The 16,633-nt window shown below is 66.9% G+C and carries 30 protein-coding genes; all 30 read left to right on the forward strand.

What is annotated here, in order from left to right; all coding sequences use genetic code 11:
- Positions 1 to 9 precede the first annotated feature (9 nt).
- Entirely contained in the window at positions 10 to 654 is a 645-nt protein-coding gene (gene rplC / locus ASC60_RS29095; RefSeq protein WP_055556183.1) for a 50S ribosomal protein L3, read from the forward strand.
- A gap of 8 nt (positions 655 to 662) precedes the next feature.
- Positions 663 to 1,316, forward strand: a complete 654-nt coding sequence (gene rplD / locus ASC60_RS29100; RefSeq protein WP_055556089.1) for a 50S ribosomal protein L4 — start codon at positions 663 to 665, stop codon at positions 1,314 to 1,316.
- Complete coding sequence (gene rplW, locus ASC60_RS29105; RefSeq protein WP_009715880.1) at positions 1,316 to 1,642, forward strand: 50S ribosomal protein L23; 327 nt, start codon at positions 1,316 to 1,318, stop codon at positions 1,640 to 1,642. The genes rplD and rplW overlap by 1 nt, the downstream gene beginning before the upstream one ends.
- A gap of 48 nt (positions 1,643 to 1,690) precedes the next feature.
- Positions 1,691 to 2,527 (forward strand): 50S ribosomal protein L2, encoded by an 837-nt coding sequence (rplB, locus tag ASC60_RS29110; protein WP_055556091.1) that lies wholly within the window; start codon positions 1,691 to 1,693, stop codon positions 2,525 to 2,527.
- Between the two features lie 12 nt (positions 2,528 to 2,539).
- A complete protein-coding gene (rpsS, locus tag ASC60_RS29115) occupies positions 2,540 to 2,821 on the forward strand; it encodes a 30S ribosomal protein S19 (protein ID WP_030016988.1) in 282 nt (93 codons plus the stop codon).
- A gap of 40 nt (positions 2,822 to 2,861) precedes the next feature.
- Positions 2,862 to 3,209, forward strand: a complete 348-nt coding sequence (rplV, locus tag ASC60_RS29120) for a 50S ribosomal protein L22 (protein ID WP_044571671.1) — start codon at positions 2,862 to 2,864, stop codon at positions 3,207 to 3,209.
- A complete protein-coding gene (rpsC, locus tag ASC60_RS29125) occupies positions 3,209 to 4,033 on the forward strand; it encodes a 30S ribosomal protein S3 (protein WP_055556093.1) in 825 nt (274 codons plus the stop codon). Before rplV ends, rpsC begins: the two co-directional genes overlap by 1 nt.
- Positions 4,034 to 4,038: 5 nt before the next feature.
- On the forward strand, positions 4,039 to 4,458 hold the full coding sequence (gene rplP, locus ASC60_RS29130) for a 50S ribosomal protein L16 (RefSeq protein WP_009715875.1): 420 nt from the start codon (positions 4,039 to 4,041) through the stop codon (positions 4,456 to 4,458).
- Positions 4,458 to 4,682 (forward strand): 50S ribosomal protein L29, encoded by a 225-nt coding sequence (gene rpmC / locus ASC60_RS29135; protein ID WP_009715874.1) that lies wholly within the window; start codon positions 4,458 to 4,460, stop codon positions 4,680 to 4,682. The genes rplP and rpmC overlap by 1 nt, the downstream gene beginning before the upstream one ends.
- Complete coding sequence (gene rpsQ / locus ASC60_RS29140; protein WP_055556095.1) at positions 4,682 to 4,969, forward strand: 30S ribosomal protein S17; 288 nt, start codon at positions 4,682 to 4,684, stop codon at positions 4,967 to 4,969. The genes rpmC and rpsQ overlap by 1 nt, the downstream gene beginning before the upstream one ends.
- 106 nt (positions 4,970 to 5,075) lie before the next feature.
- Positions 5,076 to 5,444, forward strand: a complete 369-nt coding sequence (rplN, locus tag ASC60_RS29145) for a 50S ribosomal protein L14 (RefSeq protein WP_003998823.1) — start codon at positions 5,076 to 5,078, stop codon at positions 5,442 to 5,444.
- Positions 5,445 to 5,447: 3 nt separating this feature from the next.
- Complete coding sequence (gene rplX, locus ASC60_RS29150; protein WP_014054173.1) at positions 5,448 to 5,771, forward strand: 50S ribosomal protein L24; 324 nt, start codon at positions 5,448 to 5,450, stop codon at positions 5,769 to 5,771.
- Positions 5,771 to 6,331 carry a 50S ribosomal protein L5 gene (gene rplE / locus ASC60_RS29155; RefSeq protein ID WP_055556097.1) on the forward strand — a complete coding sequence of 187 codons (561 nt, stop codon included), beginning with the start codon at positions 5,771 to 5,773 and terminating at the stop codon, positions 6,329 to 6,331. The genes rplX and rplE overlap by 1 nt, the downstream gene beginning before the upstream one ends.
- Positions 6,332 to 6,334: 3 nt before the next feature.
- The gene (locus tag ASC60_RS29160; RefSeq protein ID WP_003948630.1) at positions 6,335 to 6,520 is read left to right on the forward strand and encodes a type Z 30S ribosomal protein S14; all 186 of its coding nucleotides are present in this window, start codon (positions 6,335 to 6,337) and stop codon (positions 6,518 to 6,520) included.
- A 209-nt stretch (positions 6,521 to 6,729) separates the two neighbouring features.
- Positions 6,730 to 7,128, forward strand: coding sequence for a 30S ribosomal protein S8 (rpsH, locus tag ASC60_RS29165; RefSeq protein WP_055556099.1), 399 nt, complete (start codon positions 6,730 to 6,732; stop codon positions 7,126 to 7,128).
- Between the two features lie 20 nt (positions 7,129 to 7,148).
- Positions 7,149 to 7,688, forward strand: a complete 540-nt coding sequence (gene rplF, locus ASC60_RS29170) for a 50S ribosomal protein L6 (RefSeq protein WP_055556101.1) — start codon at positions 7,149 to 7,151, stop codon at positions 7,686 to 7,688.
- A gap of 3 nt (positions 7,689 to 7,691) precedes the next feature.
- Positions 7,692 to 8,075 carry a 50S ribosomal protein L18 gene (gene rplR, locus ASC60_RS29175; RefSeq protein WP_055556102.1) on the forward strand — a complete coding sequence of 128 codons (384 nt, stop codon included), beginning with the start codon at positions 7,692 to 7,694 and terminating at the stop codon, positions 8,073 to 8,075.
- A 43-nt stretch (positions 8,076 to 8,118) separates the two neighbouring features.
- On the forward strand, positions 8,119 to 8,724 hold the full coding sequence (gene rpsE, locus ASC60_RS29180; protein ID WP_009715867.1) for a 30S ribosomal protein S5: 606 nt from the start codon (positions 8,119 to 8,121) through the stop codon (positions 8,722 to 8,724).
- A 2-nt stretch (positions 8,725 to 8,726) separates the two neighbouring features.
- Complete coding sequence (gene rpmD / locus ASC60_RS29185) at positions 8,727 to 8,909, forward strand: 50S ribosomal protein L30 (RefSeq protein WP_009715866.1); 183 nt, start codon at positions 8,727 to 8,729, stop codon at positions 8,907 to 8,909.
- A 1-nt stretch (position 8,910) separates the two neighbouring features.
- Positions 8,911 to 9,366 carry a 50S ribosomal protein L15 gene (gene rplO / locus ASC60_RS29190; RefSeq protein ID WP_055556103.1) on the forward strand — a complete coding sequence of 152 codons (456 nt, stop codon included), beginning with the start codon at positions 8,911 to 8,913 and terminating at the stop codon, positions 9,364 to 9,366.
- A gap of 206 nt (positions 9,367 to 9,572) precedes the next feature.
- Positions 9,573 to 10,886 (forward strand): preprotein translocase subunit SecY, encoded by a 1,314-nt coding sequence (gene secY / locus ASC60_RS29195; protein ID WP_055556105.1) that lies wholly within the window; start codon positions 9,573 to 9,575, stop codon positions 10,884 to 10,886.
- Entirely contained in the window at positions 10,886 to 11,542 is a 657-nt protein-coding gene (locus tag ASC60_RS29200; protein ID WP_055556108.1) for an adenylate kinase, read from the forward strand. Before secY ends, ASC60_RS29200 begins: the two co-directional genes overlap by 1 nt.
- Positions 11,543 to 11,700: 158 nt before the next feature.
- Positions 11,701 to 12,537 carry a type I methionyl aminopeptidase gene (gene map / locus ASC60_RS29205; protein ID WP_055556110.1) on the forward strand — a complete coding sequence of 279 codons (837 nt, stop codon included), beginning with the start codon at positions 11,701 to 11,703 and terminating at the stop codon, positions 12,535 to 12,537.
- A 196-nt stretch (positions 12,538 to 12,733) separates the two neighbouring features.
- Positions 12,734 to 12,955: a translation initiation factor IF-1 gene (gene infA / locus ASC60_RS29210; protein ID WP_003956442.1), complete on the forward strand. Its 222-nt coding sequence runs from the start codon at positions 12,734 to 12,736 to the stop codon at positions 12,953 to 12,955.
- A 27-nt stretch (positions 12,956 to 12,982) separates the two neighbouring features.
- The gene (gene rpmJ, locus ASC60_RS29215) at positions 12,983 to 13,096 is read left to right on the forward strand and encodes a 50S ribosomal protein L36 (protein WP_003956441.1); all 114 of its coding nucleotides are present in this window, start codon (positions 12,983 to 12,985) and stop codon (positions 13,094 to 13,096) included.
- A gap of 200 nt (positions 13,097 to 13,296) precedes the next feature.
- Positions 13,297 to 13,677: a 30S ribosomal protein S13 gene (rpsM, locus tag ASC60_RS29220; protein WP_009715861.1), complete on the forward strand. Its 381-nt coding sequence runs from the start codon at positions 13,297 to 13,299 to the stop codon at positions 13,675 to 13,677.
- A 66-nt stretch (positions 13,678 to 13,743) separates the two neighbouring features.
- Positions 13,744 to 14,148, forward strand: a complete 405-nt coding sequence (gene rpsK, locus ASC60_RS29225) for a 30S ribosomal protein S11 (RefSeq protein ID WP_009715860.1) — start codon at positions 13,744 to 13,746, stop codon at positions 14,146 to 14,148.
- Positions 14,149 to 14,175: 27 nt separating this feature from the next.
- Positions 14,176 to 14,802 carry a 30S ribosomal protein S4 gene (rpsD, locus tag ASC60_RS29230; protein ID WP_055556112.1) on the forward strand — a complete coding sequence of 209 codons (627 nt, stop codon included), beginning with the start codon at positions 14,176 to 14,178 and terminating at the stop codon, positions 14,800 to 14,802.
- A gap of 105 nt (positions 14,803 to 14,907) precedes the next feature.
- Positions 14,908 to 15,930: a DNA-directed RNA polymerase subunit alpha gene (locus ASC60_RS29235; RefSeq protein WP_009715858.1), complete on the forward strand. Its 1,023-nt coding sequence runs from the start codon at positions 14,908 to 14,910 to the stop codon at positions 15,928 to 15,930.
- A gap of 79 nt (positions 15,931 to 16,009) precedes the next feature.
- Complete coding sequence (gene rplQ, locus ASC60_RS29240; protein ID WP_055556114.1) at positions 16,010 to 16,546, forward strand: 50S ribosomal protein L17; 537 nt, start codon at positions 16,010 to 16,012, stop codon at positions 16,544 to 16,546.
- Positions 16,547 to 16,633 lie beyond the last annotated feature (87 nt).

The raw sequence follows: 16,633 nt of genomic DNA on the forward strand, positions 1-16,633 counted from the left end.
ACGCGCGAGATGGCTAAGCAGATCAAGGGCGTCCTGGGCGAGAAGCTCGGCATGACGCAGGTCTGGGACGAGAACAACCGTGTCGTCCCGGTCACCGTCGTCAAGGCCGGTCCCTGTGTCGTGACCCAGGTCCGTACCGATGACGCCGACGGCTACGACGCCGTCCAGATCGCCTTCGGCGAGATCGACCCCCGCAAGGTGAACAAGCCCCTCAAGGGCCACTTCGCCAAGGCGGACGTCACCCCGCGCCGCCACCTGGTGGAGCTGCGTACCGCCGACGCCGGTGAGTACACGCTCGGCCAGGAGGTCACCGCCGAGGTGTTCGAGTCCGGTGTGAAGGTCGACGTGACCGGCACCAGCAAGGGCAAGGGCACCGCCGGTGTCATGAAGCGCCACGGCTTCGCCGGCCTCGGCGCCGGCCACGGCACCCAGCGCAAGCACCGCTCGCCGGGCTCGATCGGTGGCTGCGCCACCCCGGGCCGCGTGTTCAAGGGCCTGCGCATGGCGGGCCGCATGGGCAACGAGCGGGTCACCACCCAGAACCTGACCGTCCATGCCGTTGACGCGGAGAAGGGTCTGCTCCTGATCAAGGGAGCGGTTCCTGGTCCGAACGGCGGCCTCGTCCTGGTCCGTACCGCGGCCAAGGGGGCCTGAGGTAACCGATGAGCACCATTGACATCCTTTCGCCGGCGGGCGACAAGGCCGGGACCGTCGAACTCCCCTCGGAGATCTTCGACGCGCAGGTCAGCATTCCGCTGATCCACCAGGTCGTCGTCGCACAGCTGGCCGCTGCCCGCCAGGGCACGCACAAGACCAAGACCCGCGGTGAAGTCCGCGGCGGTGGCAAGAAGCCGTACCGCCAGAAGGGCACCGGCCGGGCCCGTCAGGGTTCGACCCGGGCGCCGCAGTTCGCCGGCGGTGGCGTCGTGCACGGCCCCGTGCCGCGCGACTACAGCCAGCGCACCCCGAAGAAGATGAAGGCCGCCGCGCTGCGCGGAGCCCTCTCCGACCGGGCGCGCCACAGCCGCGTTCACGTCGTGACCGGCGTGGTCGAGGGCGACATCTCCACCAAGGCCGCGAAGGCCCTGCTGGGCAAGATCAGCGAGCGCAAGCACGTGCTGCTGGTCGCCGAGCGGAGCGACGAGGCCGCGTGGCTGTCCGCCCGCAACCTGCCCCAGGTGCACCTCCTGGAGCCGGGCCAGCTGAACACGTACGACGTGCTCGTCTCCGATGACGTGGTCTTCACCAAGGCCGCCTTCGAGTCCTTCGTGGCTGGTCCCAAGGCCGCTGAGAAGACCGAAGGGAGCGCCGCCTGATGAGTGAGGCGACCGCTGTCACCAGCAAGACCTTCACCGACCCCCGCGACGTTCTCGTCAAGCCGGTGGTCTCGGAGAAGAGCTACGCGCTGCTGGACGAGAACAAGTACACGTTCATCGTCGACCCGCGCGCGAACAAGACCCAGATCAAGCAGGCCGTCGAGGCGGTCTTCTCGGTCAAGGTCACCGGGGTCAACACGATCAACCGGCAGGGCAAGCGCAAGCGCACCCGCACCGGTTACGGCAAGCGCAAGGACACCAAGCGCGCCATCGTGACCCTTGCCGAGGGCGACCGTATCGACATCTTCGGCGGCCCGACCTCCTGACGGAGGCCGGAATCGTCCAGAAGTCCGGAATATTCCGAGGACTGAGAAATGGGTATCCGCAAGTACAAGCCGACGACCCCGGGCCGTCGTGGCTCCAGCGTCGCCGACTTCGTCGAGATCACGCGGTCCACGCCGGAGAAGTCGCTGGTCCGCCCGCTGCACAGCAAGGGCGGTCGTAACAACGCCGGTCGCGTCACGGTCCGCCACCAGGGTGGCGGTCACAAGCGCGCGTACCGCGTGATCGACTTCCGCCGTCACGACAAGGACGGCGTCCCGGCGAAGGTCGCGCACATCGAGTACGACCCCAACCGCACCGCGCGCATCGCGCTGCTGCACTACGTGGACGGCGAGAAGCGTTACATCCTCGCCCCGCGTGGCCTGAAGCAGGGCGACCGGATCGAGAACGGCCCCGGTGCCGACATCAAGCCGGGCAACAACCTGTCGCTGCGCAACATCCCGGTCGGTACCACGCTCCACGCGATCGAGCTGCGGCCCGGTGGCGGCGCGAAGTTCGCCCGTTCCGCGGGTGCCTCCGTGCAGCTGCTGGCGAAGGAGGGCTCCATGGCCCACCTCCGCATGCCGTCCGGTGAGATCCGCCTGGTCGACGTCCGCTGCCGCGCCACCGTCGGCGAGGTCGGCAACGCCGAGCAGTCGAACATCAACTGGGGCAAGGCCGGCCGCATGCGCTGGAAGGGCGTCCGCCCGACCGTTCGTGGTGTGGTCATGAACCCCGTCGACCACCCGCACGGTGGTGGTGAGGGCAAGACCTCCGGTGGTCGCCACCCGGTCTCGCCGTGGGGTCAGAAGGAGGGCCGTACGCGCTCGCCGAAGAAGGCCAGCAACAAGTACATCGTCCGCCGCCGCAAGACGAACAAGAAGCGCTAGGAGCGGGTTTAGATGCCGCGTAGTCTCAAGAAGGGGCCCTTCGTCGACGACCACCTGAGCAAGAAGGTGGACACGCAGAACGAAGCCGGCACCAAGAACGTCATCAAGACCTGGTCCCGCCGCTCGATGATCGTCCCGGCCATGCTCGGCCACACGATCGCGGTGCACGACGGCCGCAAGCACGTCCCGGTGTTCGTCACCGAGTCGATGGTCGGCCACAAGCTCGGCGAGTTCGCGCCGACCCGCACCTTCCGCGGCCACGAGAAGGACGACCGCAAGTCGCGTCGTCGCTGATCGGCGGAAGAGACTCATGACAGACATCGAAGGGACAACCATGGAAGCCAGGGCCCAGGCGCGGTACATCCGCGTCACGCCCATGAAGGCCCGCCGCGTGGTGGACCTCATCCGTGGCATGAACGCCACGGAGGCTCAGGCGGTCCTGCGTTTCGCCCCGCAGGCCGCGAGCGTGCCGGTCGGCAAGGTGCTGGACAGCGCCATCGCCAACGCCGCGCACAACTACGACCACACCGACGCCGACAGCCTCGTCATCTCCGAGGCCTATGTCGACGAGGGCCCGACCCTGAAGCGTTTCCGTCCGCGCGCCCAGGGCCGCGCCTACCGGATCCGCAAGCGGACCAGCCACATCACCGTGGTCGTCAGCAGCAAGGAAGGAACCCGGTAATGGGCCAGAAGGTTAACCCGCACGGGTTCCGGCTCGGCATCACCACCGACTTCAAGTCGCGTTGGTACGCCGACAAGCTGTACAAGGACTACGTCAAGGAAGACGTCGCCATCCGCCGGATGATGACGAAGGGCATGGAGCGCGCCGGTATCTCCAAGGTGGAGATCGAGCGCACCCGTGACCGCGTCCGCGTCGACATCCACACCGCCCGGCCGGGCATCGTCATCGGCCGCCGCGGCGCGGAGGCCGACCGTATCCGCGGCGAGCTGGAGAAGCTCACCGGCAAGCAGGTGCAGCTGAACATCCTCGAGGTCAAGAACCCCGAGGTGGACGCTCAGCTGGTGGCCCAGGCCGTCGCCGAGCAGTTGTCCTCCCGCGTCTCCTTCCGTCGTGCGATGCGCAAGTCGATGCAGAGCTCGATGAAGGCCGGTGCCAAGGGCATCAAGATCCAGTGTGGTGGCCGTCTCGGCGGTGCCGAGATGTCCCGCTCGGAGTTCTACCGCGAGGGCCGCGTGCCCCTGCACACGCTCCGCGCGAACGTCGACTACGGCTTCTTCGAGGCCAAGACCACCTTCGGCCGCATCGGCGTCAAGGTGTGGATCTACAAGGGCGACGTCAAGAACATCGCCGAGGTCCGCGCCGAGAACGCCGCCGCCCGCGCCGGCAACCGCCCGTCGCGCGGCAGCGACCGTCCGCAGCGCCGTGGTGGCGAGCGTGGCGGCCGTGGCCGTAAGCCGCAGCAGCAGAACGCCGCTGCCGAGGCCCCCAAGGCCGAGGCCGCTGCCGCTGCTCCGGCTGCTGAGAGCACCGGAACGGAGGCCTGACCGACATGCTGATCCCTCGCAGGGTCAAGCACCGCAAGCAGCACCACCCCAAGCGGTCCGGCATGGCCAAGGGCGGCACGGAGCTGGCGTTCGGCGAGTACGGCATCCAGGCCGTCACCCCGGCGTACGTCACGAACCGTCAGATCGAGGCCGCTCGTATCGCGATGACCCGCCACATCAAGCGTGGCGGCAAGGTCTGGATCAACATCTACCCGGACCGTCCGCTGACGAAGAAGCCCGCCGAGACCCGCATGGGTTCCGGTAAGGGCTCGCCGGAGTGGTGGGTCGCGAACGTCAAGCCCGGTCGGGTGATGTTCGAGCTGTCCTACCCGAACGAGAAGACTGCGCGTGAGGCGCTCACCCGCGCTGCTCACAAGCTCCCGATGAAGTGCCGGATCGTGCGGCGCGAGGCAGGTGAGTCGTGATGGCGGCCGGTACCAAGGCGTCCGAGCTGCGTGAGCTGAACAACGAGGACCTCGTTGGCAAGCTGCGTGAGGCCAAGGAAGAGCTGTTCAACCTCCGTTTCCAGGCGGCGACCGGACAGCTCGAGAACCACGGCCGGCTGAAGGCCGTCCGCAAGGACATCGCCCGGATCTACACCCTGATGCGGGAGCGCGAGCTCGGCATCGAGACGGTGGAGAGCGCCTGATGAGCGAGACGAATGTGACTGAGAACGCAACGCAGAGCCGCGGCTTCCGCAAGACCCGTGAGGGTCTGGTCGTCAGCGACAAGATGGACAAGACCGTCGTCGTCGCCGTCGAGGACCGCGTCAAGCACGCGCTGTACGGCAAGGTCATCCGCCGTACCAACAAGCTCAAGGCGCACGACGAGCAGAACGCCGCGGGTGTCGGCGACCGCGTCCTCCTGATGGAGACCCGGCCGCTGTCCGCGACGAAGCGCTGGCGCGTCGTCGAGATCCTCGAGAAGGCCAAGTAATTCCTGCGGGCAGCAGCCCGCAGGGCAGTTCCGCCAGGCTTGGCAGGGGCTCGCACGGTGAGTGCCGAGCCCCTGCCGGGAACCGGCAGACGATCAGGAGATAGACGTGATCCAGCAGGAGTCGCGACTGCGCGTCGCCGACAACACGGGGGCGAAGGAAATCCTTTGCATCCGTGTTCTCGGTGGCTCGGGTCGCCGCTACGCGGGCATTGGTGACGTCATCGTCGCCACCGTGAAGGACGCGATCCCCGGTGGCAACGTGAAGAAGGGTGACGTCGTCAAGGCGGTCATCGTGCGCACCGTGAAGGAGCGCCGCCGCCCGGACGGTTCGTACATCCGCTTCGACGAGAACGCGGCCGTCATCCTCAAGAACGATGGCGACCCCCGCGGCACCCGTATCTTCGGCCCGGTGGGCCGTGAGCTGCGCGAGAAGAAGTTCATGAAGATCATCTCCCTCGCGCCGGAGGTGCTGTAACCGATGAAGATCAAGAAGGGCGACCTGGTCCAGGTCATCACCGGTAAGGACAAGGGCAAGCAGGGCAAGGTCATCGCGGCCTTCCCCCGCGAGGACCGGGTCCTGGTCGAGGGTGTCAACCGGGTCAAGAAGCACACCAAGGCCGGACAGACCGCTCGTGGGTCGAAGACCGGCGGCATCGTGACGACCGAGGCCCCGATCCACGTGAGCAACGTCCAGCTCGTGGTGGAGAAGGACGGCAACAAGGTCGTCACCCGCGTCGGGTACCGCTTCGATGACGAGGGCAACAAGATCCGCGTTGCCAAGCGGACCGGTGAGGACATCTGATGACTGCCACCACCAACGCACCGCGTCTCAAGACGCGCTACCGCGAAGAGATCCAGGGCAAGCTGCAGGAGCAGTTCTCGTACGGGAACGTCATGCAGATCCCGGGCCTCACCAAGGTCGTGGTCAACATGGGTGTGGGCGACGCCGCCCGCGACTCCAAGCTGATCGAGGGCGCCATCCGCGACCTCACCACGATCACCGGCCAGAAGCCGGCCGTCACCAAGGCCCGTAAGTCCATCGCGCAGTTCAAGCTGCGTGAGGGCCAGCCGATCGGTGCCCACGTCACCCTCCGCGGTGACCGCATGTGGGAGTTCCTGGACCGCCTGGTGTCGCTCGCGCTGCCGCGCATCCGCGACTTCCGCGGTCTGTCGCCGAAGCAGTTCGACGGCCGGGGCAACTACACCTTCGGTCTCACGGAGCAGGTCATGTTCCACGAGATCGACCAGGACAAGATCGACCGTGTCCGGGGTATGGACATCACCGTGGTGACCACGGCGACCAACGACGAAGAGGGCCGGGCCCTGCTGCGTCACCTCGGCTTCCCGTTCAAGGAGGCGTGAGCCGTGGCGAAGAAGGCTCTCATCGCGAAGGCCGCCCGCAAGCCGAAGTTCGGCGTGCGCGGCTACACCCGCTGCCAGCGCTGCGGCCGTCCGCACTCCGTGTACCGCAAGTTCGGCCTGTGCCGCGTGTGCCTTCGTGAGATGGCTCACCGTGGCGAGCTGCCGGGCGTGACCAAGAGCTCCTGGTAATCAGCCTCTAGAGGCTGATAGCCGGGCTCTCGGTAAGCAATGGATGGCGAGCCCCGCCCGTTCACTCCCGTAGAGTGGAAGGGTTGGGCGCTCGCCGCCCAGAATCCTTACTACGCCGTAGGTCCCCGCGCCGCACCCGTGCCCATCGTGAGATGGGTGAGAGGGATGGCGCATACAGGAAACCCCGGCGAGAGAGGCCGAAGGCCATCATGACCATGACCGATCCGATCGCAGACATGCTGACGCGTCTGCGAAACGCGAACTCGGCGTACCACGACTCCGTCGTGATGCCGCACAGCAAGATCAAGTCGCACATCGCGGAGATCCTCCAGCAGGAGGGCTACATCACCGGCTGGAAGGTCGAGGACGCCGAGGTCGGCAAGAACCTCACCCTCGAGCTGAAGTTCGGTCCGAACCGCGAGCGCTCGATCGCCGGCATCAAGCGGATTTCGAAGCCGGGCCTGCGGGTCTACGCAAAGTCCACCAACCTGCCGAAGGTGCTCGGCGGCCTGGGCGTGGCGATCATCTCCACGTCGCACGGGCTCCTCACCGACAAGCAGGCCGGCAAGAAGGGCGTGGGTGGGGAAGTCCTCGCCTACGTCTGGTAACCAGGGAACGGAGGAAGCACATGTCGCGCATTGGCAAGCTGCCCATCCAGGTTCCCGCTGGTGTGGACGTCACCATCGATGGCCGCACGGTCGCCGTGAAGGGCCCCAAGGGCTCTCTCTCGCACACCGTCGCCGCGCCGATCGATGTCGCCAAGGGTGAGGACAACTCTCTCGTTGTCACCCGCCCGAACGACGAGCGTCAGAACAAGGCCCTCCACGGCCTGTCCCGCACGCTGGTGGCGAACATGATCACCGGCGTGACCCAGGGCTACAGCAAGGCGCTCGAGATCAGCGGTGTCGGTTACCGCGTCCAGGCGAAGGGCTCCAACCTGGAGTTCTCGCTGGGCTACAGCCACCCGATCCTGGTGGAGGCCCCCGAGGGCATCTCCTTCAAGGTGGAATCCCCGACCAAGCTGAGCGTCGAGGGTATCGACAAGCAGAAGGTCGGCGAGGTCGCCGCGAACATCCGCAAGCTGCGCCGCCCGGACCCGTACAAGGCCAAGGGCGTCAAGTACGCGGGCGAGGTCATCCGCCGCAAGGTCGGAAAGGCTGGTAAGTAAGCCATGGCATACGGTGTGAAGATCGCTAAGGGCGACGCGCGCAAGGCCGCGGCCGTCAAGCGCCGTCACATCCGCGTCCGCAAGCGGGTGTCCGGTACGCCGGAGCGCCCCCGCCTCGTCGTGACGCGCTCCAACCGTCACATGGTGGCTCAGGTCATCGACGACATCGCGGGCCACACGCTGGCCTCGGCGTCGACCCTGGACACCTCCATCCGTGGCGGAGAGGGTGACAAGAGCGCCCAGGCCAAGCAGGTCGGCGCCCTGGTCGCCGAGCGGGCCAAGGCCGCGGGTGTCGGGGCCGTGGTATTCGACCGCGGTGGCAACAGGTACGCCGGGCGCATCGCCGCCTTGGCGGACGCTGCCCGTGAGGCCGGGCTGCAGTTCTGAGCCCCGGTTCCAACGCAAAGCGGAAACGAGAGAGGTAAATCCAATGGCTGGACCCCAGCGCCGCGGTGGCGGCGCCGGTGGCGGCGAGCGGCGGGACCGGAAGGACCGGCGGGACGGCGGCGCAGCTGCCGAGAAGACCGCTTACGTCGAGCGTGTTGTCGCGATCAACCGCGTCGCCAAGGTTGTGAAGGGTGGTCGTCGCTTCAGCTTCACCGCGCTGGTCGTGGTGGGCGACGGTGACGGCACCGTGGGTGTCGGTTACGGCAAGGCCAAGGAGGTGCCGGCCGCGATCGCCAAGGGCGTGGAGGAGGCCAAGAAGCACTTCTTCAAGGTCCCCCGGATCGCCGGCACCATTCCGCACCCGATCCAGGGTGAGGAGGCCGCGGGTGTCGTGCTGCTCAAGCCGGCGTCCCCCGGTACCGGTGTGATCGCCGGTGGCCCGGTGCGTGCCGTTCTGGAGTGCGCGGGCATCCACGACGTGCTGAGCAAGTCGCTCGGCTCGTCGAACCCGATCAACATCGTGCACGCCACGCGAGCCGCTCTGCAGGGCCTTCAGCGCCCCGAGGAGATCGCCGCCCGTCGTGGTCTGCCGCTCGAGGACGTCGCTCCCGCCGCTCTGCTGCGGGCGCGTGCCGGGGTGGGTGTGTGAGCATGGCCCGCCTCAAGATCACGCAGACGAAGTCGTACATCGGCAGCAAGCAGAACCACCGCGACACCCTGCGTTCGCTCGGGCTGAAGAAGCTCGGCGACGTGGTTGTCAAGGAGGACCGCCCCGAGTTCCGCGGCATGGCGACCACCGTGCGGCACCTCGTGACGGTCGAGGAGGTCGACTGACATGGCGGAGAACAACCCGCTGAAGGTCCACAACCTCCGGCCCGCCCCGGGCGCCAAGACCGCCAAGACCCGTGTGGGTCGTGGTGAGGCGTCCAAGGGTAAGACCGCTGGTCGTGGTACCAAGGGCACCAAGGCCCGCTACCAGGTTCCGGAGCGCTTCGAGGGTGGGCAGATGCCCCTCCACATGCGTCTCCCGAAGCTGAAGGGCTTCAAGAACCCCTTCCGCACCGAGTACCAGGTCGTGAACCTGGACAAGCTGGCCGCGCTCTACCCGCAGGGTGGCGAGGTCACGGTGGCCGACCTGGTCGCCAAGGGTGCGGTGCGCAAGAACCAGCTCGTCAAGGTGCTGGGCTCCGGTGAGGTCTCCGTGGCGCTCCAGGTGACGGTCGACGCCGTCTCCGGCTCCGCCAAGGAGAAGATCGCCGCTGCCGGCGGCACTGTTACCGAGCTCGTCTGAGCAACGTGCGAAACTGGCCGGGGATGCCCCAGATTCGGGGCATCCCCGGTTGGTCGTTCCTAGGGGGGCCAGGGCGCCGGTAAGGTGGCGTGCGTTGTTACCTTCCGCGCGGTACGTCTCCGCGCGGGTCCTGGCTGATAAGTATTCGTCGATCCTCAAGACCGTCACCTCTCGCGCAACGAACCGCGGGGGGCGCAGGAGGCACCGTGCTCACCGCGTTCGCCCGGGCGTTCAAGACGCCCGACCTGCGCAAGAAGCTGCTGTTCACGCTGGGCATCATCGTGCTGTTCCGGCTCGGGCAACATGTCCCGATCCCGGGCATCGACTACAAGAACGTCCAGACGTGCATGGACTTGGCCAAGGGCCAGCAGGGGCTGTTCGGCCTGGTCAACATGTTCAGTGGTGGCGCACTGCTCCAGATCACCATCTTCGCGCTCGGGATCATGCCGTACATCACGGCGAGCATCATCCTGCAGCTGCTGACCGTGGTGATTCCGCGTCTGGAGGCCCTCAAGAAAGAGGGCCAGACCGGGCAGGCGAAGATCACGCAGTACACCCGTTACCTGACCGTCGCGCTCGCGATCCTCCAGGGCACCGGCCTGGTCGCCACCGCGCGCAGCGGTTCGCTGTTCCAGAGCTGCCCGGTCGGCGGTCAGATCGTCCGGGACGATTCGATCTTCACCACCGCCGTGATGGTCATCACGATGACCGCCGGCACCGCGCTGATCATGTGGCTCGGTGAGCTGGTCACCGACCGCGGCATCGGCAACGGCATGTCGATCCTGATGTTCGTCTCGATCGCCGCCGGTTTCCCCAGCGCCATGTGGAGCATCAAGCAGCAGGGCAAGATCATGGACGGCTGGCTGGAGTTCGGCCTGGTGATCGTCTGTGGTCTGGCCATGGTGGGCCTGGTGGTCTTCGTCGAGCAGGCGCAGCGCCGCATCCCGGTGCAGTACGCCAAGCGGATGATCGGCCGTCGCAGCTACGGCGGCACGTCGACCTACATCCCGATGAAGGTGAACCAGGCGGGTGTGATCCCCGTGATCTTCGCCTCGTCCCTGCTCTACATTCCGGCGCTGATCGTTCAGTTCAGCCAGTCCAAGGCGGGCTGGGCGCAGTGGATCTCGCAGAACCTGGTCAAGGGCGACCACCCGATCTACATCACCGCGTACTTCTTGCTGATCGTCTTCTTCGCGTTCTTCTACGTCGCCATCAGCTTCAACCCCGAAGAAGTTGCCGACAACATGAAGAAGTATGGTGGGTTCATCCCGGGTATTCGGGCTGGTCGTCCCACTGCTGAGTATCTGAGCTACGTGCTGAACCGCATCACGTGGCCCGGTGCGCTCTATCTGGGTCTGATCGCCCTGGTGCCCACGGTGGCGCTGGTGACGCTCAATGCCAATCAGAACTTCCCGTTCGGCGGCACGAGCATCCTGATCATCGTGGGTGTCGGCCTGGAGACCGTGAAGCAGATCGAGAGCCAGCTTCAGCAGCGACACTACGAAGGGTTCCTCCGCTGATGCGAATCGTCCTCGTCGGGCCTCCTGGAGCGGGCAAGGGTACGCAGGCCGCGTACCTGGCCAAAAACCTGTCGATCCCGCACATCTCCACGGGCGACCTGTTCCGCGCGAACATCAGCCAGGGCACGCCGCTCGGCAAGCAGGCGCAGGAGTACATGCGGGCCGGCCAGCTGGTCCCGGACGAAATCACCGTCGGCATGGCCGAGGACCGGATGGGCCAGCCGGACGCGTCGGGCGGCTTCCTGCTCGACGGCTTCCCGCGCAACCTGGCCCAGGCCGAGGCGCTGGACGCCTTCCTGCGGGCCAACGAGCTGACGCTGGACGCGGTGCTGGACCTGGAGGTCCCGGAGGACGAGGTGGTCAAGCGCATCGCCGGCCGCCGTACCTGCCGCAACGACAGCGCGCACACCTTCCACGTGGAGTACAAGAAGCCCGAGGCCGAGGGCGTGTGCGACGTGTGCGGCGGTGAGCTGTACCAGCGTGAGGACGACAGCGAGGAAACCGTCCGCAAGCGCCTTGAGGTCTACCACCGCGAGACCGAGCCGATCATCGACTACTACCGGGCCAAGGGCCAGGTCGTGACGATCCCGGCGCTCGGCGCGGTGTCCGAGGTCACGCAGCGCGCGATGGGCGCCCTGGCGGCCAAGGCGGCCTGACGCACCCCTTTGCGGCTAAACCGCCGCCGCTCTCGCGGACCTGGTTGCTCGCCGTAGGGGTTGCTCAATTGATGGTTACTGTCAGTACGGCCGCGAGCCCTGAGGTCTCGCGGCCGTACTGTTGAGCGGAAACGATGGACCGCGGAAGGTTGAGGGCGATGGTGGAGATCAAGACGGCCGAGCAGATCGCGAAGATGCGCGAGGCGGGGCTGGTCGTCGCCGCCATCCACGAGGCGACGCGTGCGGCCGCCGTGCCCGGCGCCTCCACCAAGGACCTGGACGACGTCGCCCGCAAGGTGATCGCCGACCACGGCGCCAAGTCGAACTTCCTGGGCTACGGCGGCTTCCCCGCGACCATCTGCACCTCCGTGAACGACGTCGTCGTGCACGGCATCCCGGACCGCGAGACCGTCCTGAGGTCCGGCGACATCATCTCCATCGACGCGGGCGCGATCATCGACGGCTGGCACGGGGACGCCGCCCTCACCGTCTTCGTCGGCGAGGGCCACGCCCCGGAGCTGCACGAGCTGAGCCGGGTCACCGAGGAGTCGATGTGGGCCGGGATCGCCGCGGTCCGCAAGGGCAACCGGCTGATCGACATCTCCAAGGCGATCGAGGGCTACATCCGGCGCCAGCCGCGTCCGGCCTCCGGCAAGTACGGGATCATCGAGGACTACGGCGGCCACGGCATCGGCAGCCAGATGCACATGGACCCGCACCTGCTGAACTACGTCTCCCGCAAGCGCGGCAAGGGCCCGAAGCTGGTGCCCGGCTTCTGCATCGCGATCGAGCCGATGGTGAGCCTCGGCACCGCGAAGACGCACGTCCTGGCCGACGACTGGACCGTCAAGACGGACGACGGCACCTGGTCCAGCCACTGGGAGCACTCGGTCGCGCTGACCGAGGAGGGCCCGCTGGTGCTGACCGCGGTGGACGGCGGCAAGGCGAAGCTGGCCGAGCTGGGCGTGGAGACCGCGCCGGACCCGCTGGCCTGAGGACCGGACCCGCGGGCCCGGACCGGCCCGGTCCCGTCGCCTTGCGTGATCCTCTTTGGCATAAACACCGTGGAATCCGGGCATGCTGCCCCCGATTCGTGTTTCGGGATGCCCTGACGTAGACTGACACGTCGGCTCACGCATGCCCTCCCGCATGTGGCGAGCCGATCAAGGTAGCCGATCCCGAAAGCAGGACATGGCCAAGAAGCAAGGCGCCATCGAAATCGAGGGCACCGTGATCGAATCTCTGCCGAACGCGATGTTCAAGGTGGAGCTTCAGAACGGTCACAAGGTCCTCGCGCACATCAGCGGCAAGATGCGTATGCACTACATCCGCATCCTGCCGGATGACCGGGTTGTCGTGGAGCTGTCTCCGTACGACCTCACGCGCGGACGGATCGTCTACCGCTACAAGTAGATCTCACGACCCGGAGAACCTCACACCATGAAGGTCAAGCCGAGCGTCAAGAAGATCTGCGACAAGTGCAAGGTGATCCGCCGCCACGGCCGGGTCATGGTCATCTGCGACAACCTGCGCCACAAGCAGCGCCAGGGCTGACGCACGCCGGCCGATAGACCTGCACTTCTCGCGGCAATCTTCGCGCGACGCACAACCATACGTATATACGCAGTCACCCGTTCCCGTCACCGTTGTCATGACATCGGGGACGACACCCCCGGTCGGAGGCCGGGGACCCGGCCCGACCGGCCGGGAGTGGTGCTGTGGAAGACCTCCGACAACCACCTGGAGCCAGATTCATGGCACGCCTTGCAGGCGTTGATCTCCCGCGCGAAAAGCGCGTCGAGGTCGCCCTCACCTACGTCTTCGGCATCGGTCGCACCCTTGCCCAGCAGACGCTCGCCAACACCGGTGTGAACCCGGACACCCGCGTTCGCGACCTGGCCGAAGAGGACCTGGTCAAGATCCGCGAGTACGTGGACAACAACATCAAGACCGAGGGTGACCTCCGTCGTGAGATTCAGGCCGACATCCGCCGCAAGGTGGAGATCGGCTGCTACCAGGGCCTGCGTCACCGCCGCGGCCTGCCGGTCCACGGCCAGCGCACCAGCACCAACGCCCGCACCCGCAAGGGCCCGCGTCGCGCGATCGCCGGTAAGAAGAAGCCGGGCAAGAAGTAGTCCTCACCGGACGCTGCCAAGCGGTCCGAGCTGTAGGACCGACCACCTCCACGGGAGAATTCAGGAATGCCTCCGAAGAGCAGGACGGCCGGCGCCAAGAAGGTGCGCCGCAAGGAAAAGAAGAACGTCGCCCACGGGCACGCTCACATCAAGAGCACGTTCAACAACACCATCGTCTCGATCACGGACCCGACCGGGAACGTGATTTCTTGGGCCTCGGCCGGCCACGTCGGCTTCAAGGGCTCGCGCAAGTCCACTCCGTTCGCCGCGCAGATGGCCGCCGAGTCGGCCGCCCGCCGCGCGCAGGAGCACGGCATGCGCAAGGTCGACGTGTTCGTCAAGGGTCCGGGCTCCGGCCGTGAGACCGCGATCCGCTCGCTCCAGGCCACCGGCCTGGAGGTGGGTTCGATCCAGGACGTCACTCCGACTCCGCACAACGGATGCCGCCCGCCCAAGCGCCGGCGCGTCTGACCGGCTGAAGTAGGAGACAACTAGAAAATGGCGCGTTACACCGGGGCCGACTGCAAGCGTTGCCGTCGGGAGAAGCAGAAGCTCTTCCTCAAGGGGAGCAAGTGCGAGAGCGCGAAGTGCCCGATCGAGATCCGTCCTTACCCCCCGGGTGAGCACGGTCGCGGGCGCACCAAGGACAGCGAGTACCTGCTGCAGCTCCGTGAGAAGCAGAAGGCGACCCGCATCTACGGTGTCCTTGAGAAGCAGTTCCGTGGCTACTACGCGGAGGCGAACAAGAAGTCCGGCAAGACCGGTGAGAACCTTCTTCGCATCCTGGAGACGCGGCTGGACAACGTGGTCTACCGGGCGGGCTTCGCCAAGTCCCGCGACCACGCCCGCCAGCTGGTGCGTCACGGCCACTTCACCGTGAACGGCGTCAAGACCGACATCCCGTCGGCCCGCGTCGCCGTGAACGACATCATCGAGGTGCGTGCGAAGTCCCGGACCATGACCCCCTTCCAGGTGGCCGTGGCCGAGGCGGGCGAGCGCACGGTGCCGGCGTGGCTGGAGGCCATTCCGTCGCAGCTGCGCATCCTCGTGCACTCGATGCCCGAGCGCCAGGTGATCGACACCCAGGTGCAGGAGCAGCTGATCGTCGAGCTCTACTCGAAGTAGTAGAGCGGGACGATACGGGCGGTACGGCGCCGTTTGGCACGTACCGCCCGTACCATTGAAGGGTTCGGCGTCAAATAGCGGGCGCCGGAGACTGGAGGAAACCCCATGCTGATCGCTCAGCGTCCCTCGTTGACCGAAGAGGTCGTCGACGAGTTCCGCTCCCGGTTCGTGATCGAGCCGCTGGAGCCGGGCTTCGGCTACACCCTCGGAAACTCCCTGCGTCGTACGCTCCTCTCCTCGATCCCCGGTGCGGCGGTCACGTCCATCCGGATCGACGGGGTCCTGCACGAGTTCACCACCGTGCCGGGCGTCAAGGAGGACGTCACCGACCTGATCCTCAACATCAAGCAGCTGGTCGTCTCCTCGGAGCACGACGAGCCGGTCGTGATGTACCTGCGCAAGCAGGGCCCGGGTCTGGTCACCGCCGCCGACATCGCCCCGCCGGCCGGTGTCGAGGTGCACAACCCGGACCTGGTCCTGGCCACGCTGAACGGCAAGGGCAAGCTGGAGATGGAGCTGACTGTCGAGCGCGGTCGCGGCTATGTCTCCGCCGTCCAGAACAAGCAGGTCGGCCAGGAGATCGGCCGGATCCCGGTCGACTCGATCTACTCGCCGGTGCTCAAGGTCACCTACAAGGTCGAGGCGACCCGTGTCGAGCAGCGCACCGACTTCGACAAGCTGATCGTCGACGTCGAGACCAAGCAGGCCATGCGCCCGCGCGACGCCATGGCGTCGGCCGGTAAGACCCTGGTCGAGCTGTTCGGCCTGGCCCGCGAGCTGAACGTGGACGCCGAGGGCATCGACATGGGCCCGTCCCCGACGGACGCCGCCCTGGCCGCCGATCTGGCGCTGCCGATCGAGGAGCTGGAGCTCACGGTCCGGTCGTACAACTGCCTCAAGCGCGAGGGCATCCACTCCGTGGGTGAGCTGGTCGCGCGGTCCGAGGCGGACCTGCTCGACATCCGCAACTTCGGCGCCAAGTCGATCGACGAGGTCAAGGCGAAGCTGGCCGGTATGGGCCTCGCGCTCAAGGACAGCCCGCCCGGATTCGACCCGACCGCCGCCGCCGACGCCTTCGGCGCTGACGACGACGCGGACGCCGGGTTCGTCGAGACCGAGCAGTACTGATACCTCCGGCGGGCGCACGCTCGTCGGTAACTGACACCGGTACCTGATACGGCCGGTGCAGACATCTAGGAGATAGACAATGCCGAAGCCCACCAAGGGCGCCCGTCTGGGCGGCAGCGCTGCGCACGAGCGGCTTCTGCTGGCGAACCTCGCCACCGCGCTGTTCGAGCACGGCCGGATCACCACCACCGAGGCGAAGGCCCGCCGCCTGCGCCCGGTCGCGGAGAAGCTGGTCACCAAGGCGAAGAAGGGCGACCTTCACAACCGCCGTCTGGTGCTCCAGTCCATCCGTGACAAGAGCGTCGTGCACACCCTCTTCACCGAGATCGCGCCGCGCTACGAGAACCGGCCGGGTGGCTACACCCGCATCACCAAGATCGGCAACCGTCGTGGCGACAACGCCCCGATGGCGGTCATCGAGCTGGTCGAGGCCCTGACCGTGCAGCAGGAGGCGGTCGGCGAGGCCGAGGCCGCCACCAAGCGCACCGCGAAGGACGCCGCCGGCGACCAGGCCGTCGCGGACCTCAAGAAGGACGAGGCCGCCCGGGCCGAGGCCGCCGAGGCTCCGGCGGAGCCCGCCGCGGACGCGGCTGATGAGGCCGCGAAGGACGCCTGACGTCCGAGGCTTGTCGTACGGACGGGTCCGCTCCCAGATTCTGGGTGCGGGCCCGTTCCGCGTTGCGAGGTGTGGAGAGGAACGGTT

This window comes from Streptomyces sp. NBRC 110028 (genome assembly GCF_001417735.1).
In the GTDB taxonomy this organism is placed as follows: Bacteria; Actinomycetota; Actinomycetes; order Streptomycetales; family Streptomycetaceae; genus Streptomyces.

Excerpts from the sequence above, each read along its gene's own strand:
- rplE (WP_055556097.1), top strand. The coding sequence starts at position 5,771 with ATGACTGCCACCACCAACGCACCGCGTCTCAAGACGCGCTACCGCGAA.
- rplR (WP_055556102.1), top strand. The coding sequence starts at position 7,692 with ATGGCATACGGTGTGAAGATCGCTAAGGGCGACGCGCGCAAGGCCGCG.
- rpmD (WP_009715866.1), top strand. The coding sequence starts at position 8,727 with ATGGCCCGCCTCAAGATCACGCAGACGAAGTCGTACATCGGCAGCAAG.
- rpsK (WP_009715860.1), top strand. The coding sequence starts at position 13,744 with ATGCCTCCGAAGAGCAGGACGGCCGGCGCCAAGAAGGTGCGCCGCAAG.
- rplD (WP_055556089.1), top strand. The coding sequence starts at position 663 with ATGAGCACCATTGACATCCTTTCGCCGGCGGGCGACAAGGCCGGGACC.
- rpmC (WP_009715874.1), top strand. The coding sequence starts at position 4,458 with ATGGCGGCCGGTACCAAGGCGTCCGAGCTGCGTGAGCTGAACAACGAG.
- rpsS (WP_030016988.1), top strand. The coding sequence starts at position 2,540 with ATGCCGCGTAGTCTCAAGAAGGGGCCCTTCGTCGACGACCACCTGAGC.
- rpmJ (WP_003956441.1), top strand. The coding sequence starts at position 12,983 with ATGAAGGTCAAGCCGAGCGTCAAGAAGATCTGCGACAAGTGCAAGGTG.
- rplP (WP_009715875.1), top strand. The coding sequence starts at position 4,039 with ATGCTGATCCCTCGCAGGGTCAAGCACCGCAAGCAGCACCACCCCAAG.
- rplW (WP_009715880.1), top strand. The coding sequence starts at position 1,316 with ATGAGTGAGGCGACCGCTGTCACCAGCAAGACCTTCACCGACCCCCGC.
- rplV (WP_044571671.1), top strand. The coding sequence starts at position 2,862 with ATGGAAGCCAGGGCCCAGGCGCGGTACATCCGCGTCACGCCCATGAAG.
- rpsC (WP_055556093.1), top strand. The coding sequence starts at position 3,209 with ATGGGCCAGAAGGTTAACCCGCACGGGTTCCGGCTCGGCATCACCACC.
- infA (WP_003956442.1), top strand. The coding sequence starts at position 12,734 with ATGGCCAAGAAGCAAGGCGCCATCGAAATCGAGGGCACCGTGATCGAA.
- rplO (WP_055556103.1), top strand. The coding sequence starts at position 8,911 with ATGGCGGAGAACAACCCGCTGAAGGTCCACAACCTCCGGCCCGCCCCG.
- ASC60_RS29200 (WP_055556108.1), top strand. The coding sequence starts at position 10,886 with ATGCGAATCGTCCTCGTCGGGCCTCCTGGAGCGGGCAAGGGTACGCAG.
- rpsQ (WP_055556095.1), top strand. The coding sequence starts at position 4,682 with ATGAGCGAGACGAATGTGACTGAGAACGCAACGCAGAGCCGCGGCTTC.
- map (WP_055556110.1), top strand. The coding sequence starts at position 11,701 with ATGGTGGAGATCAAGACGGCCGAGCAGATCGCGAAGATGCGCGAGGCG.
- rplX (WP_014054173.1), top strand. The coding sequence starts at position 5,448 with ATGAAGATCAAGAAGGGCGACCTGGTCCAGGTCATCACCGGTAAGGAC.
- rplF (WP_055556101.1), top strand. The coding sequence starts at position 7,149 with ATGTCGCGCATTGGCAAGCTGCCCATCCAGGTTCCCGCTGGTGTGGAC.
- rpsD (WP_055556112.1), top strand. The coding sequence starts at position 14,176 with ATGGCGCGTTACACCGGGGCCGACTGCAAGCGTTGCCGTCGGGAGAAG.
- rpsM (WP_009715861.1), top strand. The coding sequence starts at position 13,297 with ATGGCACGCCTTGCAGGCGTTGATCTCCCGCGCGAAAAGCGCGTCGAG.
- rplQ (WP_055556114.1), top strand. The coding sequence starts at position 16,010 with ATGCCGAAGCCCACCAAGGGCGCCCGTCTGGGCGGCAGCGCTGCGCAC.
- rpsE (WP_009715867.1), top strand. The coding sequence starts at position 8,119 with ATGGCTGGACCCCAGCGCCGCGGTGGCGGCGCCGGTGGCGGCGAGCGG.
- ASC60_RS29235 (WP_009715858.1), top strand. The coding sequence starts at position 14,908 with ATGCTGATCGCTCAGCGTCCCTCGTTGACCGAAGAGGTCGTCGACGAG.
- rplC (WP_055556183.1), top strand. The coding sequence starts at position 10 with ATGGCTAAGCAGATCAAGGGCGTCCTGGGCGAGAAGCTCGGCATGACG.
- rplB (WP_055556091.1), top strand. The coding sequence starts at position 1,691 with ATGGGTATCCGCAAGTACAAGCCGACGACCCCGGGCCGTCGTGGCTCC.
- rpsH (WP_055556099.1), top strand. The coding sequence starts at position 6,730 with ATGACCATGACCGATCCGATCGCAGACATGCTGACGCGTCTGCGAAAC.